The organism is Rhizobium subbaraonis, from assembly GCF_900220975.1.
GTDB classification, from domain to species: domain Bacteria; phylum Pseudomonadota; class Alphaproteobacteria; order Rhizobiales; family Rhizobiaceae; genus Mycoplana; species Mycoplana subbaraonis.
The window spans coordinates 12765-26459 of sequence record NZ_OBQD01000025.1; the positions used below are offsets into that span (position 1 = coordinate 12765).

Sequence of the window (13695 nt, forward strand, 5' to 3'; positions counted from 1 at the left end):
CCATCGCCCGGCCGTCGCGCCGGGCTTTCTCATTTTCAGGAGCCCGACATGGCCGACCACTTCACCCATTTCTCATGCCTGCTGGACGTCGGCACACCCGACAATGCCGCCCGCGCGCTTGCGCTCTACAATCAGCTTTCCGAAGACGGCGCATCCGAAGATCCGCCCTCGGACGGCTTCCTCTTGTCAATCCAGCCCGAGCACGGTGGCAGCAAGCTCTGGATGCGCGACGACGTCACCGGCGATCCGGAACGCCTCCTTCAGTTCGTCAGGATCTGCGCCGCGGAGTTTGGCCTGAAAGGCCGCTGGGGCTTCCATTACGCCAACTCCTGCTCGCAGCCGCGTGTCGACGCCTTCGGCGGCGGCGCGCATGTAGTCGACCTCACCACCGGCAAGACGATCGCATGGACCTACACCGATGGCTGGCTTGCGCGGGTCCTCGGCGGAGGCGATCCCGATGAGTAAGGTGATCGAGACGAAGGTCTATCAGCTTGCCGAGCTATCCGACGCCGCCAGGGAGAACGCGCGAGCATGGTATCGAGAGGGCGGCTTCGACTATGATTGGTACGCTACCATCTTCGATGATTTCGAGCAGATTTGCGAAATCCTCGGCGTTCGCCTTAAAGCCCGCGCCGTCCGGCTGATGGGCGGCGGAACCCGGCAGCAGCCACGCATCTACTTCACCGGCTTCTGGTCGCAAGGGGACGGCGCCTGCTTCGAGGCGTTCTATTCTTACCGGAAGAACGCCTCGCGCGACATCCGGGGCCATGCCCCGAAGGACGACCGCCTGCATGCCATCGCCGACGGTTTGCAGACCGTCCAGCGACGGAATTTCTATCAGCTCCACGCTGATGTCAGCCACCGTGGCCACTACTATCACGCCTATTGCATGGCGATCTCCGTCGAGCGGGACAGTCCGACCTGGCAGGGCATGACCGCCGATGCCGGGGAGATCGTGACCGAGGCGCTGCGCGATCTCGCTGACTGGCTCTACCGGCAGCTCGAACGCGAATACGAATACCTGACCTCGGATGAGTCCGTCGAGGAAACCATCATCGCGAACGAATATACCTTCACCGAAGCCGGCCGTCGCTTCGGCTGATGCTATCGAGCGTCCCGTCTCCAAGCCGGGACGCTCCTGCCATCGTCGCGTTGGCTCGCCTGGCGGGTCGTTGGGGCCGCGCTACCACTCACCCTTACCCTCATCCACCGCGTATTCGAAGCGCAGCGCCCACGGCCGGATCGCCAGATCGTCATCCGTCCGCGTCACGCGCAGGCGCGATATCCCCGGAACGCGCGTCGGCGCCGCGCCGAAAACGACGGGGATCGTATAGAACTCTCGCGCCTGACGGTTCTGGTAGCGGGCTTCCGCTTTGATGATGACGGAAGGCGCAATGTCCCAGATTTCTGACAGCGCCGCGAGAACGGCGGCAACCGCGATGACACAGCCCCGGACTGCGATCGAGATCGACCAATGCTCCGGCCCGAAATCCGGCAAACTTGAAGCGATTATCGAAGCGGCGAACGCGAGGATGACAAGCCAATAGAACCTTGGCGCTCGCGGGAGAAGTGACTTGGTCACGAGCTTATTCCCTCCAATATAGCGGGCTCGCTTTTCGACCTGCGAAGTCGAATTCGCCCGATATCCGTTCCTCTAAACAATAGATCAAAGCCGTCGCCACCACGAGGTGACGGCCGGAAACCGCCGGCGGCGATCGGTGGTCTTCGGCGACGTGCCTTTTGCGACGAGAGCGAGAGTGGGGCCGGGACGGGTTTGAGCCGTTGCGGTCGAGAGAGAGCGCTGCGCGGCTCGATCCTGTCCGCTCTCCCGAGGTTCCCCATCATGAACGTTTTATCCGCAACCGCGGCCGCCGAGATCGCTGCATCGCTTCCGCCCGTCGTCGCTTCCGGCACGGCATCGGCGATCGTCGCGGCCGCGCAGCTTCTTCTGCCTCACCTCGAACGCGGTCAGCCTATCAACGCCGCCGTGCTGCGCGGCGCGATGGAATCCGCATTCGGAGCTTCCGACACCGCCGGCGCTTGGGATTGGAAAACGGCCTACGAGGCATGCGAGGTCGCGACCGTCCTCATGCTGCGCAAATACGGAAAGCCGCTTTTCCGCAAAGCCGGCTCTCCGCAAGCGATCCTGTCGCAACTCTCCAAGATCGCCGGCCTAGTGCCGACGCACACGCGCCGTTCCGACGAGGCGCAGAGCTTCCAGCAGTTCTCGACGCCGATCCCGCTCGGCCTGGCGACGTCGGTCGCCGCGGCGATCACGCCCGCCGACCGCGTGCTGGAGCCCTCGGCCGGAACCGGGCTTCTCGCAATCCTGGCCGAGATCGCCGGGGGCTTGCTCCTGCTCAACGAGCTTGCCGACACCCGCGCCGATCTTCTCTCCCTCCTCTTTCCGGCCCTTCCCGTTACGCGCTTCGACGCTGCCCAGATCGACGATCACCTTGATCCGGCTCTCCTCCCGACCGTCGTTCTCATGAACCCGCCGTTCTCGGTGTTGGCGAATGTCGAGGGACGCATCGCTGACGCCGCCTTCCGGCATGTCGCCTCGGCGCTGTCGCGCCTCGCGCCCGGCGGCAGGCTCGTGGCGATCACCGGTGCGAACTTCGCGCCCGACGCGCCGGCATGGTCTTCGGCTTATGCCCGTCTGCAGGAACGCGGCCGCGTCGTCTTTTCCGCCGCTATCGACGGCTCGGTCTACGCCAAGCATGGCACGACCATCCCGACGCGGCTGACCGTCATTGACAAGCTTCCGGCCGACGATCCGTCCGGTTTTCCGGCCGCACCGGGGGTCGCGCCTGATGTCGCCACGCTTCTTGGATGGCTGGCCGACCATCTCCCGGCGCGCCTGCCGGTCGATCCGGCGATCGCTGTGCCGGTCGCCGCGCCTGTCGCGGCCCGGACCGTGCGCGCCTATGTCAACCGGGCGGCCAGGGCGGCACCTGCTGTGACGCATTCTCAGCCGGAGTCCGTTCCGCTCGCCTATGAGACCGTCGACTGGAAGCCCGCCGAGGCCGGACGCCTCTCCGACGCGATCTATGAGGAATACGGCCTACAGACCATCCGGATTTCCGGCGCCACGGCGCATCCAACCCAGCTCGTCCAGTCGGCGTCGATGGCGAGCGTCGCCCCGCCGAAGCCGAGCTATCGCCCGACCCTGCCGGCGAACGTGCTCGGTCTGCTGTCGGACGCGCAGCTCGAAACCGTCATCTATGCCGGCGAGGCGCATGCCGACTTCCTCGCCGGCGCATGGACGGTCGACATCACCTTCGACAAGCTGTCCGCCGCCGCCGAGGACGCAAAAGGCGCTGTCCGTCTCCGCCAGGGCTTCATGATCGGGGACGGCACCGGCGTCGGCAAGGGACGCGAGTCGGCCGCGATCATCCTCGACAACTGGCTCCAGGGCCGGCGCAAGGCGGTCTGGATCTCCAAATCCGACAAGCTGATCGAGGACGCGCAGCGCGATTGGAGTGCGCTCGGCATGGAGCGCCTTCTGGTCACGCCGCTGTCGCGTTTCCCGCAGGGCAAGCAGATCGCGCTGAACGAAGGCGTCCTATTTTTAACCTACGCCACGCTGCGCTCCGACGACCGCGGAGAGAAGGTTTCGCGGGTCAAACAAATCGTTGAATGGTTGGGCTCCGACTTCGATGGAGTGGTGATTTTCGACGAGGCGCACCAGATGCAGAACGCCGCGGGCGGTAAGGGAGAACGCGGTGATGTCGCCGCCTCGCAGCAAGGCCGCGCCGGCCTGCGCCTCCAGAATGCGCTTCCGAACGCCCGTATCGTTTATGTCTCCGCCACCGGCGCGACCACCGTCCACAATCTCGCCTATGCGCAGCGGCTCGGGCTATGGGGCGGCGAGGATTTCCCCTTCGCCACGCGCGCCGAGTTCGTCGAGGCGATCGAGGCCGGCGGCGTCGCGGCGATGGAGGTGCTCGCCCGCGATCTGCGCGCCCTCGGCCTCTACACCGCCCGCTCGCTTTCCTTCGCCGGCGTCGAATACGAGCTCGTCGAGCATGAGCTCACGGCCGAGCAGATCCGCATCTACGACGCCTATGCCGCGGCCTTCGCCGTCATCCATAACAATCTCGATGCGGCGATGCAGGCGGCCAACATCACTGGCGGCGGCGAAGGCGGGTCGGGCACGCTGAACAAGCAGGCCAAGTCCGCCGCCCGCTCCGCCTTCGAAAGCGCCAAGCAGCGCTTCTTTGGCCATCTGTTGACTTCAATGAAGACGCCGACCCTGCTGCGCTCGATAGCCGCCGATCTGGAGGCGGGACATTCGGCCGTCATCCAGATCGTCTCGACCGGCGAGGCGCTGATGGAACGGCGGTTGGCAGAGCTGCCGACCGAGGAGTGGAACGACGTCCGCGTCGACATCACTCCGCGCGAGTACGTTCTCGATTATCTCGCCCATTCCTTCCCCGTCCAGCTCTACGAGCCGTTCACGGATTCGGAGGGCAATCTGTCATCGCGCCCCGTCTATCGCGACGGCCAGCCGGTCGAAAGCCGCGAGGCCGTCGCCCGCCGCGACGCCCTGATCGCCAAGCTCGCCAGCCTGCCGCCGGTTCCCGGCGCGCTCGACCAGCTCGTCCAGTATTTCGGCACGGACCTGGTTGCCGAGGTGACGGGCCGGTCGCGACGGATCGTGCGCAAGGGCGGCGGCAGCGTCGCCGTCGACCGGCTTGTCGTCGAGACGCGCGCCGGAGCCGCCAATCTCGCCGAGACCCAATCCTTCATGGACGACGCCAAGCGCGTGCTCGTCTTCTCCGACGCCGGCGGCACCGGGCGCAGCTACCATGCGGAGAAGTCGGCGAAGAACACGCGGCTGCGCATCCACTATCTGCTCGAGGCAGGCTGGAAGGCGGACGCCGCCATTCAGGGCCTCGGCCGCACGCACCGAACCAACCAGGCGCAGCCGCCGCTGTTCCGGCCGATCTCGACCAATGTCAAGGCGGAGAAGCGCTTCCTTTCGACCATCGCCCGCCGCCTCGACACGCTGGGCGCGATCACGCGCGGCCAGCGCCAGACGGGCGGCCAGGGGCTGTTCCGCCCCGAGGACAATCTGGAAAGCCATTACGCCCGCGATGCGCTGCGCCAGCTCTACCTTCTGCTGGTGCGCGGCAAGGTCGAGGGTTGCTCGCTCGACCGCTTCGAGCGGGCCACCGGCCTAACGCTGATGGATTCGACGGGCATCAAGGACGAGCTGCCGCCGATCACGACGTTTCTCAATCGCATGCTCGCTCTCACGATCGAACTTCAGGGCATCCTCTTCACCGCCTTCGAGCAGCTCCTGACCGCCCGTATCGAGGGTGCGATCGCGTCTGGAACCTATGACGCCGGGCTGGAGACGCTGCGCGCCGAGAGTTTCGTCGTCGTCGATCGCCAGACGATCTACACGCATCCGCGCACCGGCGCGGAGACCAGCCTGCTCACGATCAACGAGCGCAGGCGCAACCGGCCGGTGACGCTCGACGCAGCTCTCGCCGAACTCGGCGATCCGCGCGCAAAACTACTCATCAACGAGCGCTCCGGCCGAGCCGCCGTCCAGATCCCCGCGAGCAGCGTCATGCTTGATGATGGCGAGGTCGAACGGCGCGTCCGCCTGATCCGCCCGACCGAGGCCCACAATATCCCGGTGCGCTTCATGGGCGAGACCCACTGGGTCGAAACCGACCGGAACACCTTCGCCTCAGCCTGGAGCGCCGAGATCGCCGAGGTGCCGGAGTTCACCGACGCGACGCTTCACATGGTCACCGGACTGCTTTTGCCGATCTGGAAACGGCTGCCGAACGATTCGACGCGCGTCTACCGGCTCCAGACAGACGAAGGCGAGCGCATCATCGGTCGCAGGGTCTCGCCGGCATGGGCGGCGACCGCCACCACGACCGGCTCGGCCACGATCACGTCGGACGACGCCTTCACGGCGCTGATGGACGGCCGGACGATCCTCGACCTCGCCGAGGGCCTTCAGCTTCGCCGCGTCCGCGTCATGGGCGCAAACCGCATCGAGCTGTTGGGCTTCGACGACACGATGCGCGAGCGCCTGACGGCCTACGGCCTGTTCCACGAGATCATTTCGTGGAAGCTGCGCATGTTCGTGCCGACCCACACGAATGGCCCGGTCGTGCTTGCCAAAGTGCTCGACCGCTTTCCGGTCGAACGCATCGGCGAACGGGAGGCCGCCTGATGTCCCGTCACGACGCCTCCGAACTGGCAATCCGCCTCGGCCATCACGCCGAAGCGGTTTGCCGCCAATACCTGTCATCCGGCCGGCGCGCCGGACGGTACTGGCAGGTCGGCGACGCCCGCAACAGCCCCGGACGCTCAATGTTCGTGCGCCTGACCGGGCCTGAAACCGGCAAGGGCGCAGCCGGCAAATGGACCGACGCATCGACGGGGGAACACGGCGATCTCCTCGATGTCATCCGTGAGGCGCTCGGCCTCATCGACTTCAAGGACGTGGCAGAGGAAGCGCGCCGGTTCCTCTCTCTCCCTCATCCCGAGTCGCAGATGACAAGAACGCCGACCGGCAGCATCTCCAGTGCGGCGCCGGCGGGATCACCTGAAGCGTCCCGGCGGCTCTTCGCCATGTCGGAACCAATCAGCGGCACCCTTGCGGAAATCTACCTCAACGGGCGGGCGATCACGTCCCTCTCCGGCGCCGCCGCGTTGCGCTACCATGGGCGGTGCTACTACAAACCGGACGCGCATTCGCCCACCGAGATCTGGCCGGCGATCGTCGCGTCGGTCACCGATCTCGACGGCAGGCAGACCGGCGCGCACCGCACCTGGCTTTCACCGGACGGTTCGGACAAGGCGCCCGTCGATTCACCGCGGCGGGCGATGGGCGATCTTCTCGGGCACGGTGTCCGCTTCGGCGTCGCCGGTGAGGTGCTGGCGGCCGGCGAAGGCATCGAGACCGTGCTGTCGCCCCGTCAGGTCTTGCCCCACATGCCGATGATGGCGGCGCTTTCGGCCGCACACCTCGCCGCCATCCTGTTCCCACTGAGCCTGCGCAGGCTCTATGTCCTCCGAGATCGCGACCCGGCAGGAGACGGCGCGCGAGACAGCCTGGTCGCCAGAGCAACGAGCCTCGGGATCGAGGCGATTTCCCTGTCGCCGAAGCTTGAGGACTTCAACGATGATCTGCGCTGGCGCGGCGTCGACGCCCTCCGGGCGACCCTGTTGGAGCAGGTTCATCCCGATGACGTCCGTCGTTTCGTGGAGGGCTGAGGCGATCGGCAGGGGACGTGGCGCGGTAAAGGCGTCTTCACCTGCCGTCTCCTCTCATCACCGCAAGCGACCTTTGCTGTCCGAGAGCCCGCAGCCACGGCCTTCTGAGAGGGCGATCGGCCCACAAACGGCCCGGCCGGGCAATGGCGCGGCGCCCGGCTATTTTCCGCCGGCGGCTGCGCCGCCTTTGCATCGCGAAGCAAAATAGCCGGGCTTGGCCATCGAGGCCCTCGCGAGAGACGAGGGCTGCCAGTCCGGTCCGCCTGTGGGCGTCGACGCCTGCGAAGGCCGCGATGGTCGCGGTCTCCAGACGAAGGACGCTCACGATGACGAACGAAGACGAAACCGCAGGCTACGAGCCGATCCACACCTCGTCCCCCACCGATCATGTCCTCAACGAACTCCAGCTCTACGGCTGGCGGCCGTATCAGGACGAACCCGATCCGAGGCCGCTTCCGGAGGGCAACGCCGTCGCCGCAGCCGTCGCCGATATCTTCGACGCCCTGATCGCCACGCTCGGCGACACGCGCCTCGAACCCGATCTCGAAGAACTGCTCTGGGGAGCCGTGAATCTCTTCCACCGCGCCACCGCTCGGGTGGAGCGCGAGCTGGACGACAACGAGCTTGCGCAGCGTCGCCTCCAGAAAGAACAGGACGGCAGCGAGGTGAAGTCGGTCGAGCTCGAACGCCTCACGGCAGAGGGCCAGACCATGATCGAACGGCGCAACAGCATGGAGCTCTTCCGCGATGTCTCCGCCGAGGCCTTCGAGCACCACACCGGCAGCGCCTGGCGGCCCCGCACCGGCTCGAAGGTCAGCCATCGCAACCTGACAGCCGCGATGATCGACTCCAGAGACTACCTTGCCGCGAAGCGCCGGGCTGAGAAGGAGGTGCTGCTGCCCGCCGGTCCGAAGGTCGCCGTCTCGGGCGGAACCAACTTCAACGACCACACCCTGATCTGGGCCAAACTCGATCAGGTCCATGCGAAGCACGCCGACATGGTGCTCATCCACGGTGGCGCGAAGACGGGCGCAGAGCGCATCGCCGCCCGCTGGGCAGAAAACCGCAAGGTGCCGCAGATCGCCTTCACGCCGGACTTCGAGAAGTATCCGGCGAAACAGGCTCCCTACAAGCGCAACGACGCTATGCTGGAGGTGCTGCCGGTCGGCGTCCTCGTCTTCGGCGGCGGCGGCATTCAGGGAAACCTCGCGGACAAGGCCCGCAAGCTCGGCATCCCGACCATGCAATTCGATGGCGGCGCGTAAGCGCCGCCTTTGCCGAGGTGCACCACTTCGTTCCTGAAGCTGTCGCCTTATTAACGACAGATCTGCTCGCCGACTATTGTGGCTCTTCGCAGCCAAGTGCGGATTGGTCCAGCGTTCAGGAATTGCCCGACGAAGCCAAGCTGTTAGCGCGATCTATAAGCGCGGAGGCTGTCGGCCACCAGACATCGAGATCGAGCAAATCCATATGCCGCCGGCCCCGTAACATTTTCAGGGAAATGCGCTCGCCAGCCAGTGGATATGCGTCCGATAGCGCTGCCTTGAACCGTGTCACACCATCCAAGGGAATATGATTATCAAATTCACACGAAATGAAGTTCAGCCATGGCCCCCTCGCATATCGGTCCAGATGCGTTAAAGGATTGAGCTGATCATAGAAGAACTGCGCGTATAGGTCCGCCTCACCGGACGCCAGCAGTTTCGCGGCGTCGACAACATCGTGCATTCCCGGCCTTTTCCAATCTGGCGTCGAGCCGACCGCAACGACAAAGGAAATCCGGGAATCGAGACCGGCAGCGGCGACCGCGATGTCCCCGCCGAGCGAGAGGCCGCTTACAAACACCGGCGCAGTTAGATTGAACTCTGCCAGCCCCCAATCGATCACCCGAGATACATCCAGTGTCGTTTGTCCGAGAATTGGCCACATATTCCGCCGGAAATTCCCGAACACGCGCGTCGTGAGCTGGTCTCGGCTTTCGCGGCCCCGTTCGCCTTGCTGCCATGTATCCATTCCGATCGCCGTAAAGCCCTTTTCGGCTAGATGGTCGAGAACCGGCCTTGTATCCTCTTTCTTTTGGCCAAAAGCAGGCAAATGAAGGAACAAGCCGCGAGCCACTCCCTGGGGCTGACTGCAAACAATCGGAACTCCATCAGGCGATATCATTTGCACGTTCCAAAAAGGGCTTTCGCTTGTCTTTCGCAAAGAAACATCAAAGCCCTCATACGTTCAACTGGTTCTGGCAAATGTAAGAACTTGACCATCGACGGTGTCGATGACTTTAATGAAGAACCCTTGCAGAACCGGCGCAGTAGCACAGTCAGAGACAGAGCCAAATCACCAGTAGCCTGTCTTGATCTTCAACCGTTCATCTGGAGGTTTCGATGTCGCTGATCCTGCTGGCTATCTCGCTGACGATAACGCTCTGCATCATCGCCTACAACTTTGCCATCTACGCCTTGCCCTTCATGGTCGGCCTCTCGGCCGCGCAGTACGCCTGGGGGGCCGGCGCCGGGGTCTTCCTGTCCGGTCTTGCCGCCATCGGCGCGGCCTTGTTGTCGATCGCGCTGGTGATCGGGGTTCTCGGCTTCGCCAGGAATCCGGCCCTGCGCCTGATCGCGCTGGCGATCTTCGCGATCCCGGCCACCATTGCGGGATACGCCCTCGTCCTTGGCCTCACAAAGAACGCGATTGACTCGACGATAGTGCTCAATCTGCTCGGCGGCGCGGGCGGTCTGTTCATCGGCATAGCCGCGATGGTCAACCTCAACGCCCTCGGCGTCTCGGTGTTTTCGCGCTGACCCGTCGACCGCGACCATCACTGCCACAAGAAAACCAGGGCGGCTTGCGCCGCCGGATGTCCGGCTTTCCCGCTCAGGTCAGGCATGGAGCGTCGACGCTGCGGCCCCGTGCCGCCGTTTCCCGTCAGCATCACCCGGTCGCTCGGGATCGCCCGACCATCGGCATGAGTCCCGGAGGCCGTGAACGTCTGTCGCCCCGCCGGTCAATCCCCTTCGCGCCGTGAAAGCGAGCCGCGATCACCTTCATTCCCACCCCCTCGCAATTCTGTCGGATCGCACCTTCCGCCATCGAAGCGGGTGCGTCGCCATTCCGTGCCATTCGGCCCGATAGCCTTGTTCGTCCTCGTCCCGGACAGCTTCCGCGAGCGAAGAGGCGGGTGGCCGGAAATGGAGGACCGAAGGCGCCGCTCTGAGCGGTGCAAGCTCATCGGGCCTGCCGTTTCGCTGCTGCCGGCAAGGACGATGGTTCGGCTGTGCGTCTCGGTTCGTATGCGTTCAGAGGCACCAATCCCTCCGACTGACTGATCCCCTAAGTCCGTTCGGTTTCCGGCCGCAACCCACGTGGCTCCGGACCGTGTTGCCGCGCAAGCGCGGCTGCCCGCCCCACTCCGGGCCTTATGGGCGAGCTGCCCGCAAGCAGGCAGTTGCAGGCGTCTCCCGCCGTCCTTGGCCGGGTCTCGTCGGAGGGATGGTCCCTCCGAGAAGCAACGGAGACCTACAATGCAGAACATCGTCATTCTCGCCGGCAACATCGGTCAGGACCCTGAAACCCGCTCCACCCAGGGCGGCACCCGGATCACCCACTTCACGCTGGCCACCTCGCGCCCCCGCTACTCGGAAGGCAAGGTTGTCCGGGATGAGAAGGGCTACCGGGTTCAGGACACCGAGTGGCACCGCATCACCGCCTTCAACGGCCTCGGCAAAACGATCCAGGAATATTGCGAGAAGGGTATGAAGGTTCTGGTTCGCGGCCGCATCCACTACACGAAGTGGAAGGACCAGGAAGGCAACGATCGCTACGGCAGCGAAATCATCGCCGAGACGGTCGACTTCCTGAGCCGGGCGCAGCAGAGCGAAACCGGAGCCGGCCAGCGCGATCTCGACGACGACATCCCGTTCTGAGCGGGAGGTCGGAAGGCCCGGCGGCACAAGCCGCCGGGTTTCTCATTTTCGCGACTTCCCGCACCCTTCCGCTGCGATGCCGCCGACAAGATTGCCGAACGGCCCCTCGCGCAAAAGAGCAATGAAGAGGTCTCACAATCGGCGTGGTCGCCTCAAGATTCGAATGCCGGACGGACGCCGAGATTTATGAAAAGCACGCCGCACCTACGCAACAGAATTTGTTACACGACGGTTGCTCCGACCCTTGTTCTCGATCTTGCTAACGCGAACAGTCCGAACCTCACCAGAGCAAGAGACATGTGTTCCTCCACATGGCTGGAGGGCGTCATGGCCGCCGCAGAATACGACGGCGAGGACGCTACCATTGTCGAGGAGCTGGATCCCTTCGCCCCGTGAGGGCGAAGGGGCGCGCCTTAGTCCCCGAAGTGGTCAGGCAACCGAATCAGTTTCCGTGCCACTTCAGGAAACGCAGCGTGGACCGTGGTTTGCGGCCCAAATTCGGCTAGCTTTTGCGCGAAGAGCGACTAAAATAGTCGTAGTTCTGGATTGCGTGCAGATCGGAGTGGGAGGTGATCATGTATGATCACCGCCCGACAGTCACGGGCCGCACGCGCGCTGCTGGGTTGGACGCAGGAGACGCTCGCTGACAAGGCCCGGGTATCGCTGACCGCGCTTAAACGCCTCGAGTCCGAGAACGGGCTCGAAGTGTTCGAATCGACTCGCGATGAAGTTCGCAGGGCGCTGGAAGCGGCCGGGGTTGTTCTCTTGTCAACGGACAAGGGAGAAGGGGTTCTGCTCCTCCACCACAGGCTCGACCGACCGAAATAACACTATGGAGCGCATATCGACGTTTCCGTGACATAAAGGCATTTTATCTTGTTTTGAGACATTCAATGAATCCGGCGCACGCGAGTACGGAAGCTTGATGGGACAGTCAATACTGGCATTTCTGGACGCACCACCGTCCAGCGACACACTCACAACTTACGACCGCGAGCATATGAAGCTCTACATGCGGCTGCTCGACGCCGAGCGGGACGGCGCCGACTGGCGCGAGGCCGTGCACATCCTGTTCGGCCTCGACCCGTATCGCGATCCCACCCGATGCCGCTCCATCCACAATGCCCATCTCGCCCGCGCACATTGGATGACCGAACACGGCTATCGCGAACTGGTTCGTGAAAGTCAGCAGAAGCCCTCTTCGTGATGCTCCGCAAGCATCACCTCTTGTTCTCTTCATGACTTCCAATTCTCAACCCGGACGTGAAATCCTGCATCCCCCAAGTAACAATAAACGTGGGAGGATCTCCATGACGCCTGACGCATCGACGTGGCGTTCGTCTGTTGAATACGAGCATCTGGATGTATTGACGCCATCCGATCTGGCCTGGGAATGGCTGCGTCGCAGCGATGCCTATGATGCCGACTTCGAAGCATCCGTGGCCGAACACGGAATCGCGACGTCCATGACGGCGCAGATTCAGCAACGATGGGGATTGCGATTTCCCTGTCGACCCTCGGACGCCACCCCCTGACGCTCCGATTTTCTGGCTCCCAAGGGAAGATACGAGCGTCGTCGTCCTGATCGAAGTACCACCCGATCTGCGGGACGACGACGGTGATCAGCCTGTCGAATCCTGGCGCCAGGAGCGGGCAACCGAAGATGGCCACGGTTCATTCCGTCTTTCTCTTTCCACCGGTGAACGTCTCCAGATCGCGGACAACATCGTCGAGGCCGGCATTGCATCTGTCGCCGCCATCCCACTCGGCATAGAGGGCTTCGATCGGATCGAAGCCGTCTATCGCCTCCTTTCGGCTCTGCACGGCCGGGCAATTCCCCCCGACACGCGGCTGACACGCCAGCAGCGCGTGCGGCAACGCCGAATGCTTCGCGCCTTTGACGGATACCGGGCCGGCGCGACGCAACAGGAAATCGCCGAGGTCATCTTCAGCATCGATCGTCTCGACCGCGACGAATGGCAGACGTCGGAGGTCCGTCACAAGATCAAGACGCTCCTGCGTGATGCCAAAGCCATGATCGCGGGCGGATATCGAAAACTCCTCCGTCATCGCCACCGACCCTAGCGCGGTCACGCCCTCTCAATGGTGGGCGAATTCGATACCCCCCAACTTCGCCCTGCAACTCGCCGGCTCTTCTCCGCCACCGTGGTCATTACCCGCCGCTGATCCGAAGCGGCCGTCCCAAACACCACGGAGGCCCGATCCATGCCACACGAACCCGTCGTTCTCCCGCCGCGCTACCTGCGAACCAAGGAAGCGGCCGAGTTCCTCAGCCTTTCGGCCCGGACGCTCGAAAAGCATCGGACCTACGGCACCGGCCCCGCCTATCGCAAGCTCGGCGGCCGCGTCGTCTACGCGATCGACGATCTCGAAACCTGGGCTGCCCGCGGCGCAGTGACGTCCACCTCCGATCCGCGCGGCTCGGTCCTGCCGGCCAAACGCCACGCGCATCAGCAGCCGGTCCACGCCGGCCGTTACGCACGCTGATCGCGGCCGGAATCGT

The 13695-nt window shown here is 64.2% G+C and carries 14 protein-coding genes and 1 pseudogene; 12 read left to right on the forward strand and 3 right to left on the reverse strand.

Annotated features, from left to right (window positions below; all coding sequences use genetic code 11):
* Positions 1-48: 48 nt before the first annotated feature.
* Together CRO48_RS26775 and CRO48_RS26780 are read left to right on the forward strand one after the other, a co-directional pair.
* Positions 49-465 carry a hypothetical protein gene (locus CRO48_RS26775; protein WP_035224547.1) on the forward strand — a complete coding sequence of 139 codons (417 nt, stop codon included), beginning with the start codon at positions 49-51 and terminating at the stop codon, positions 463-465.
* Positions 458-1102 (forward strand): antitoxin, encoded by a 645-nt coding sequence (locus CRO48_RS26780; RefSeq protein ID WP_035224550.1) that lies wholly within the window; start codon positions 458-460, stop codon positions 1100-1102. Before CRO48_RS26775 ends, CRO48_RS26780 begins: the two co-directional genes overlap by 8 nt.
* Before the next feature lie 81 nt (positions 1103-1183).
* Here the strand turns inward: CRO48_RS26780 and CRO48_RS26785 are convergent, their stop codons facing one another.
* Entirely contained in the window at positions 1184-1582 is a 399-nt protein-coding gene (locus tag CRO48_RS26785) for a hypothetical protein (RefSeq protein ID WP_035224552.1), read from the reverse strand.
* Positions 1583-1843: 261 nt separating this feature from the next.
* On the opposite strand from CRO48_RS26785, the gene CRO48_RS26790 reads away from it, so the two are divergent.
* The 3 genes from CRO48_RS26790 to CRO48_RS26800 all read left to right on the forward strand — a co-directional run bounded on the left by CRO48_RS26790 (position 1844) and on the right by CRO48_RS26800 (position 8513).
* The gene (locus tag CRO48_RS26790) at positions 1844-6202 is read left to right on the forward strand and encodes a strawberry notch family protein (protein WP_035224554.1); all 4359 of its coding nucleotides are present in this window, start codon (positions 1844-1846) and stop codon (positions 6200-6202) included.
* Positions 6202-7248: a DUF7146 domain-containing protein gene (locus CRO48_RS26795; RefSeq protein WP_035224556.1), complete on the forward strand. Its 1047-nt coding sequence runs from the start codon at positions 6202-6204 to the stop codon at positions 7246-7248. Before CRO48_RS26790 ends, CRO48_RS26795 begins: the two co-directional genes overlap by 1 nt.
* A gap of 326 nt (positions 7249-7574) precedes the next feature.
* Positions 7575-8513 carry a DUF2493 domain-containing protein gene (locus CRO48_RS26800; RefSeq protein WP_035224700.1) on the forward strand — a complete coding sequence of 313 codons (939 nt, stop codon included), beginning with the start codon at positions 7575-7577 and terminating at the stop codon, positions 8511-8513.
* A 115-nt stretch (positions 8514-8628) separates the two neighbouring features.
* Here CRO48_RS26800 and CRO48_RS26805 read toward each other — a convergent pair whose 3' ends face one another.
* On the reverse strand, positions 8629-9354 hold the full coding sequence (locus CRO48_RS26805) for an alpha/beta fold hydrolase (RefSeq protein ID WP_141402129.1): 726 nt from the start codon (positions 9352-9354) through the stop codon (positions 8629-8631).
* Positions 9355-9632: 278 nt separating this feature from the next.
* Here CRO48_RS26805 and CRO48_RS26810 point away from each other — a divergent pair, with 278 nt between their 5' ends.
* Both CRO48_RS26810 and CRO48_RS26815 read left to right on the forward strand, forming a co-directional pair.
* A complete protein-coding gene (locus tag CRO48_RS26810; protein ID WP_035224560.1) occupies positions 9633-10049 on the forward strand; it encodes a hypothetical protein in 417 nt (138 codons plus the stop codon).
* Positions 10050-10769: 720 nt separating this feature from the next.
* Positions 10770-11171: a single-stranded DNA-binding protein gene (locus tag CRO48_RS26815; RefSeq protein WP_035224563.1), complete on the forward strand. Its 402-nt coding sequence runs from the start codon at positions 10770-10772 to the stop codon at positions 11169-11171.
* Positions 11172-11375: 204 nt separating this feature from the next.
* Here the strand turns inward: CRO48_RS26815 and CRO48_RS33060 are convergent.
* Positions 11376-11462: pseudogene (locus CRO48_RS33060) on the reverse strand (hypothetical protein); the annotation flags it as partial.
* A gap of 288 nt (positions 11463-11750) precedes the next feature.
* Here CRO48_RS33060 and CRO48_RS26825 point away from each other — a divergent pair.
* The 5 genes from CRO48_RS26825 to CRO48_RS26845 all read left to right on the forward strand — a co-directional run bounded on the left by CRO48_RS26825 (position 11751) and on the right by CRO48_RS26845 (position 13679).
* A complete protein-coding gene (locus CRO48_RS26825) occupies positions 11751-11999 on the forward strand; it encodes a helix-turn-helix domain-containing protein (RefSeq protein ID WP_035224566.1) in 249 nt (82 codons plus the stop codon).
* 97 nt (positions 12000-12096) lie between these two features.
* A complete protein-coding gene (locus CRO48_RS26830) occupies positions 12097-12378 on the forward strand; it encodes a DNA -binding domain-containing protein (protein ID WP_051796303.1) in 282 nt (93 codons plus the stop codon).
* Between the two features lie 103 nt (positions 12379-12481).
* Entirely contained in the window at positions 12482-12706 is a 225-nt protein-coding gene (locus CRO48_RS26835; RefSeq protein WP_035224568.1) for a transcriptional regulator domain-containing protein, read from the forward strand.
* 283 nt (positions 12707-12989) lie between these two features.
* Positions 12990-13256: a DUF2285 domain-containing protein gene (locus CRO48_RS33065; protein ID WP_237681051.1), complete on the forward strand. Its 267-nt coding sequence runs from the start codon at positions 12990-12992 to the stop codon at positions 13254-13256.
* A 141-nt stretch (positions 13257-13397) separates the two neighbouring features.
* Positions 13398-13679, forward strand: coding sequence for a helix-turn-helix transcriptional regulator (locus CRO48_RS26845; RefSeq protein ID WP_035224573.1), 282 nt, complete (start codon positions 13398-13400; stop codon positions 13677-13679).
* Positions 13680-13695 lie beyond the last annotated feature (16 nt).

Bases quoted from the DNA above. Each gene is read 5' to 3' on its own strand.
- CRO48_RS26780 (WP_035224550.1), top strand. From the start codon at position 458: ATGAGTAAGGTGATCGAGACGAAGGTCTATCAGCTTGCCGAGCTATCC.
- CRO48_RS26790 (WP_035224554.1), top strand. From the start codon at position 1,844: ATGAACGTTTTATCCGCAACCGCGGCCGCCGAGATCGCTGCATCGCTT.
- CRO48_RS26815 (WP_035224563.1), top strand. From the start codon at position 10,770: ATGCAGAACATCGTCATTCTCGCCGGCAACATCGGTCAGGACCCTGAA.
- CRO48_RS26830 (WP_051796303.1), top strand. From the start codon at position 12,097: ATGGGACAGTCAATACTGGCATTTCTGGACGCACCACCGTCCAGCGAC.
- CRO48_RS26775 (WP_035224547.1), top strand. From the start codon at position 49: ATGGCCGACCACTTCACCCATTTCTCATGCCTGCTGGACGTCGGCACA.
- CRO48_RS26810 (WP_035224560.1), top strand. From the start codon at position 9,633: ATGTCGCTGATCCTGCTGGCTATCTCGCTGACGATAACGCTCTGCATC.
- CRO48_RS26795 (WP_035224556.1), top strand. From the start codon at position 6,202: ATGTCCCGTCACGACGCCTCCGAACTGGCAATCCGCCTCGGCCATCAC.
- CRO48_RS26835 (WP_035224568.1), top strand. From the start codon at position 12,482: ATGACGCCTGACGCATCGACGTGGCGTTCGTCTGTTGAATACGAGCAT.
- CRO48_RS26800 (WP_035224700.1), top strand. From the start codon at position 7,575: ATGACGAACGAAGACGAAACCGCAGGCTACGAGCCGATCCACACCTCG.
- CRO48_RS26825 (WP_035224566.1), top strand. From the start codon at position 11,751: ATGATCACCGCCCGACAGTCACGGGCCGCACGCGCGCTGCTGGGTTGG.
- CRO48_RS26845 (WP_035224573.1), top strand. From the start codon at position 13,398: ATGCCACACGAACCCGTCGTTCTCCCGCCGCGCTACCTGCGAACCAAG.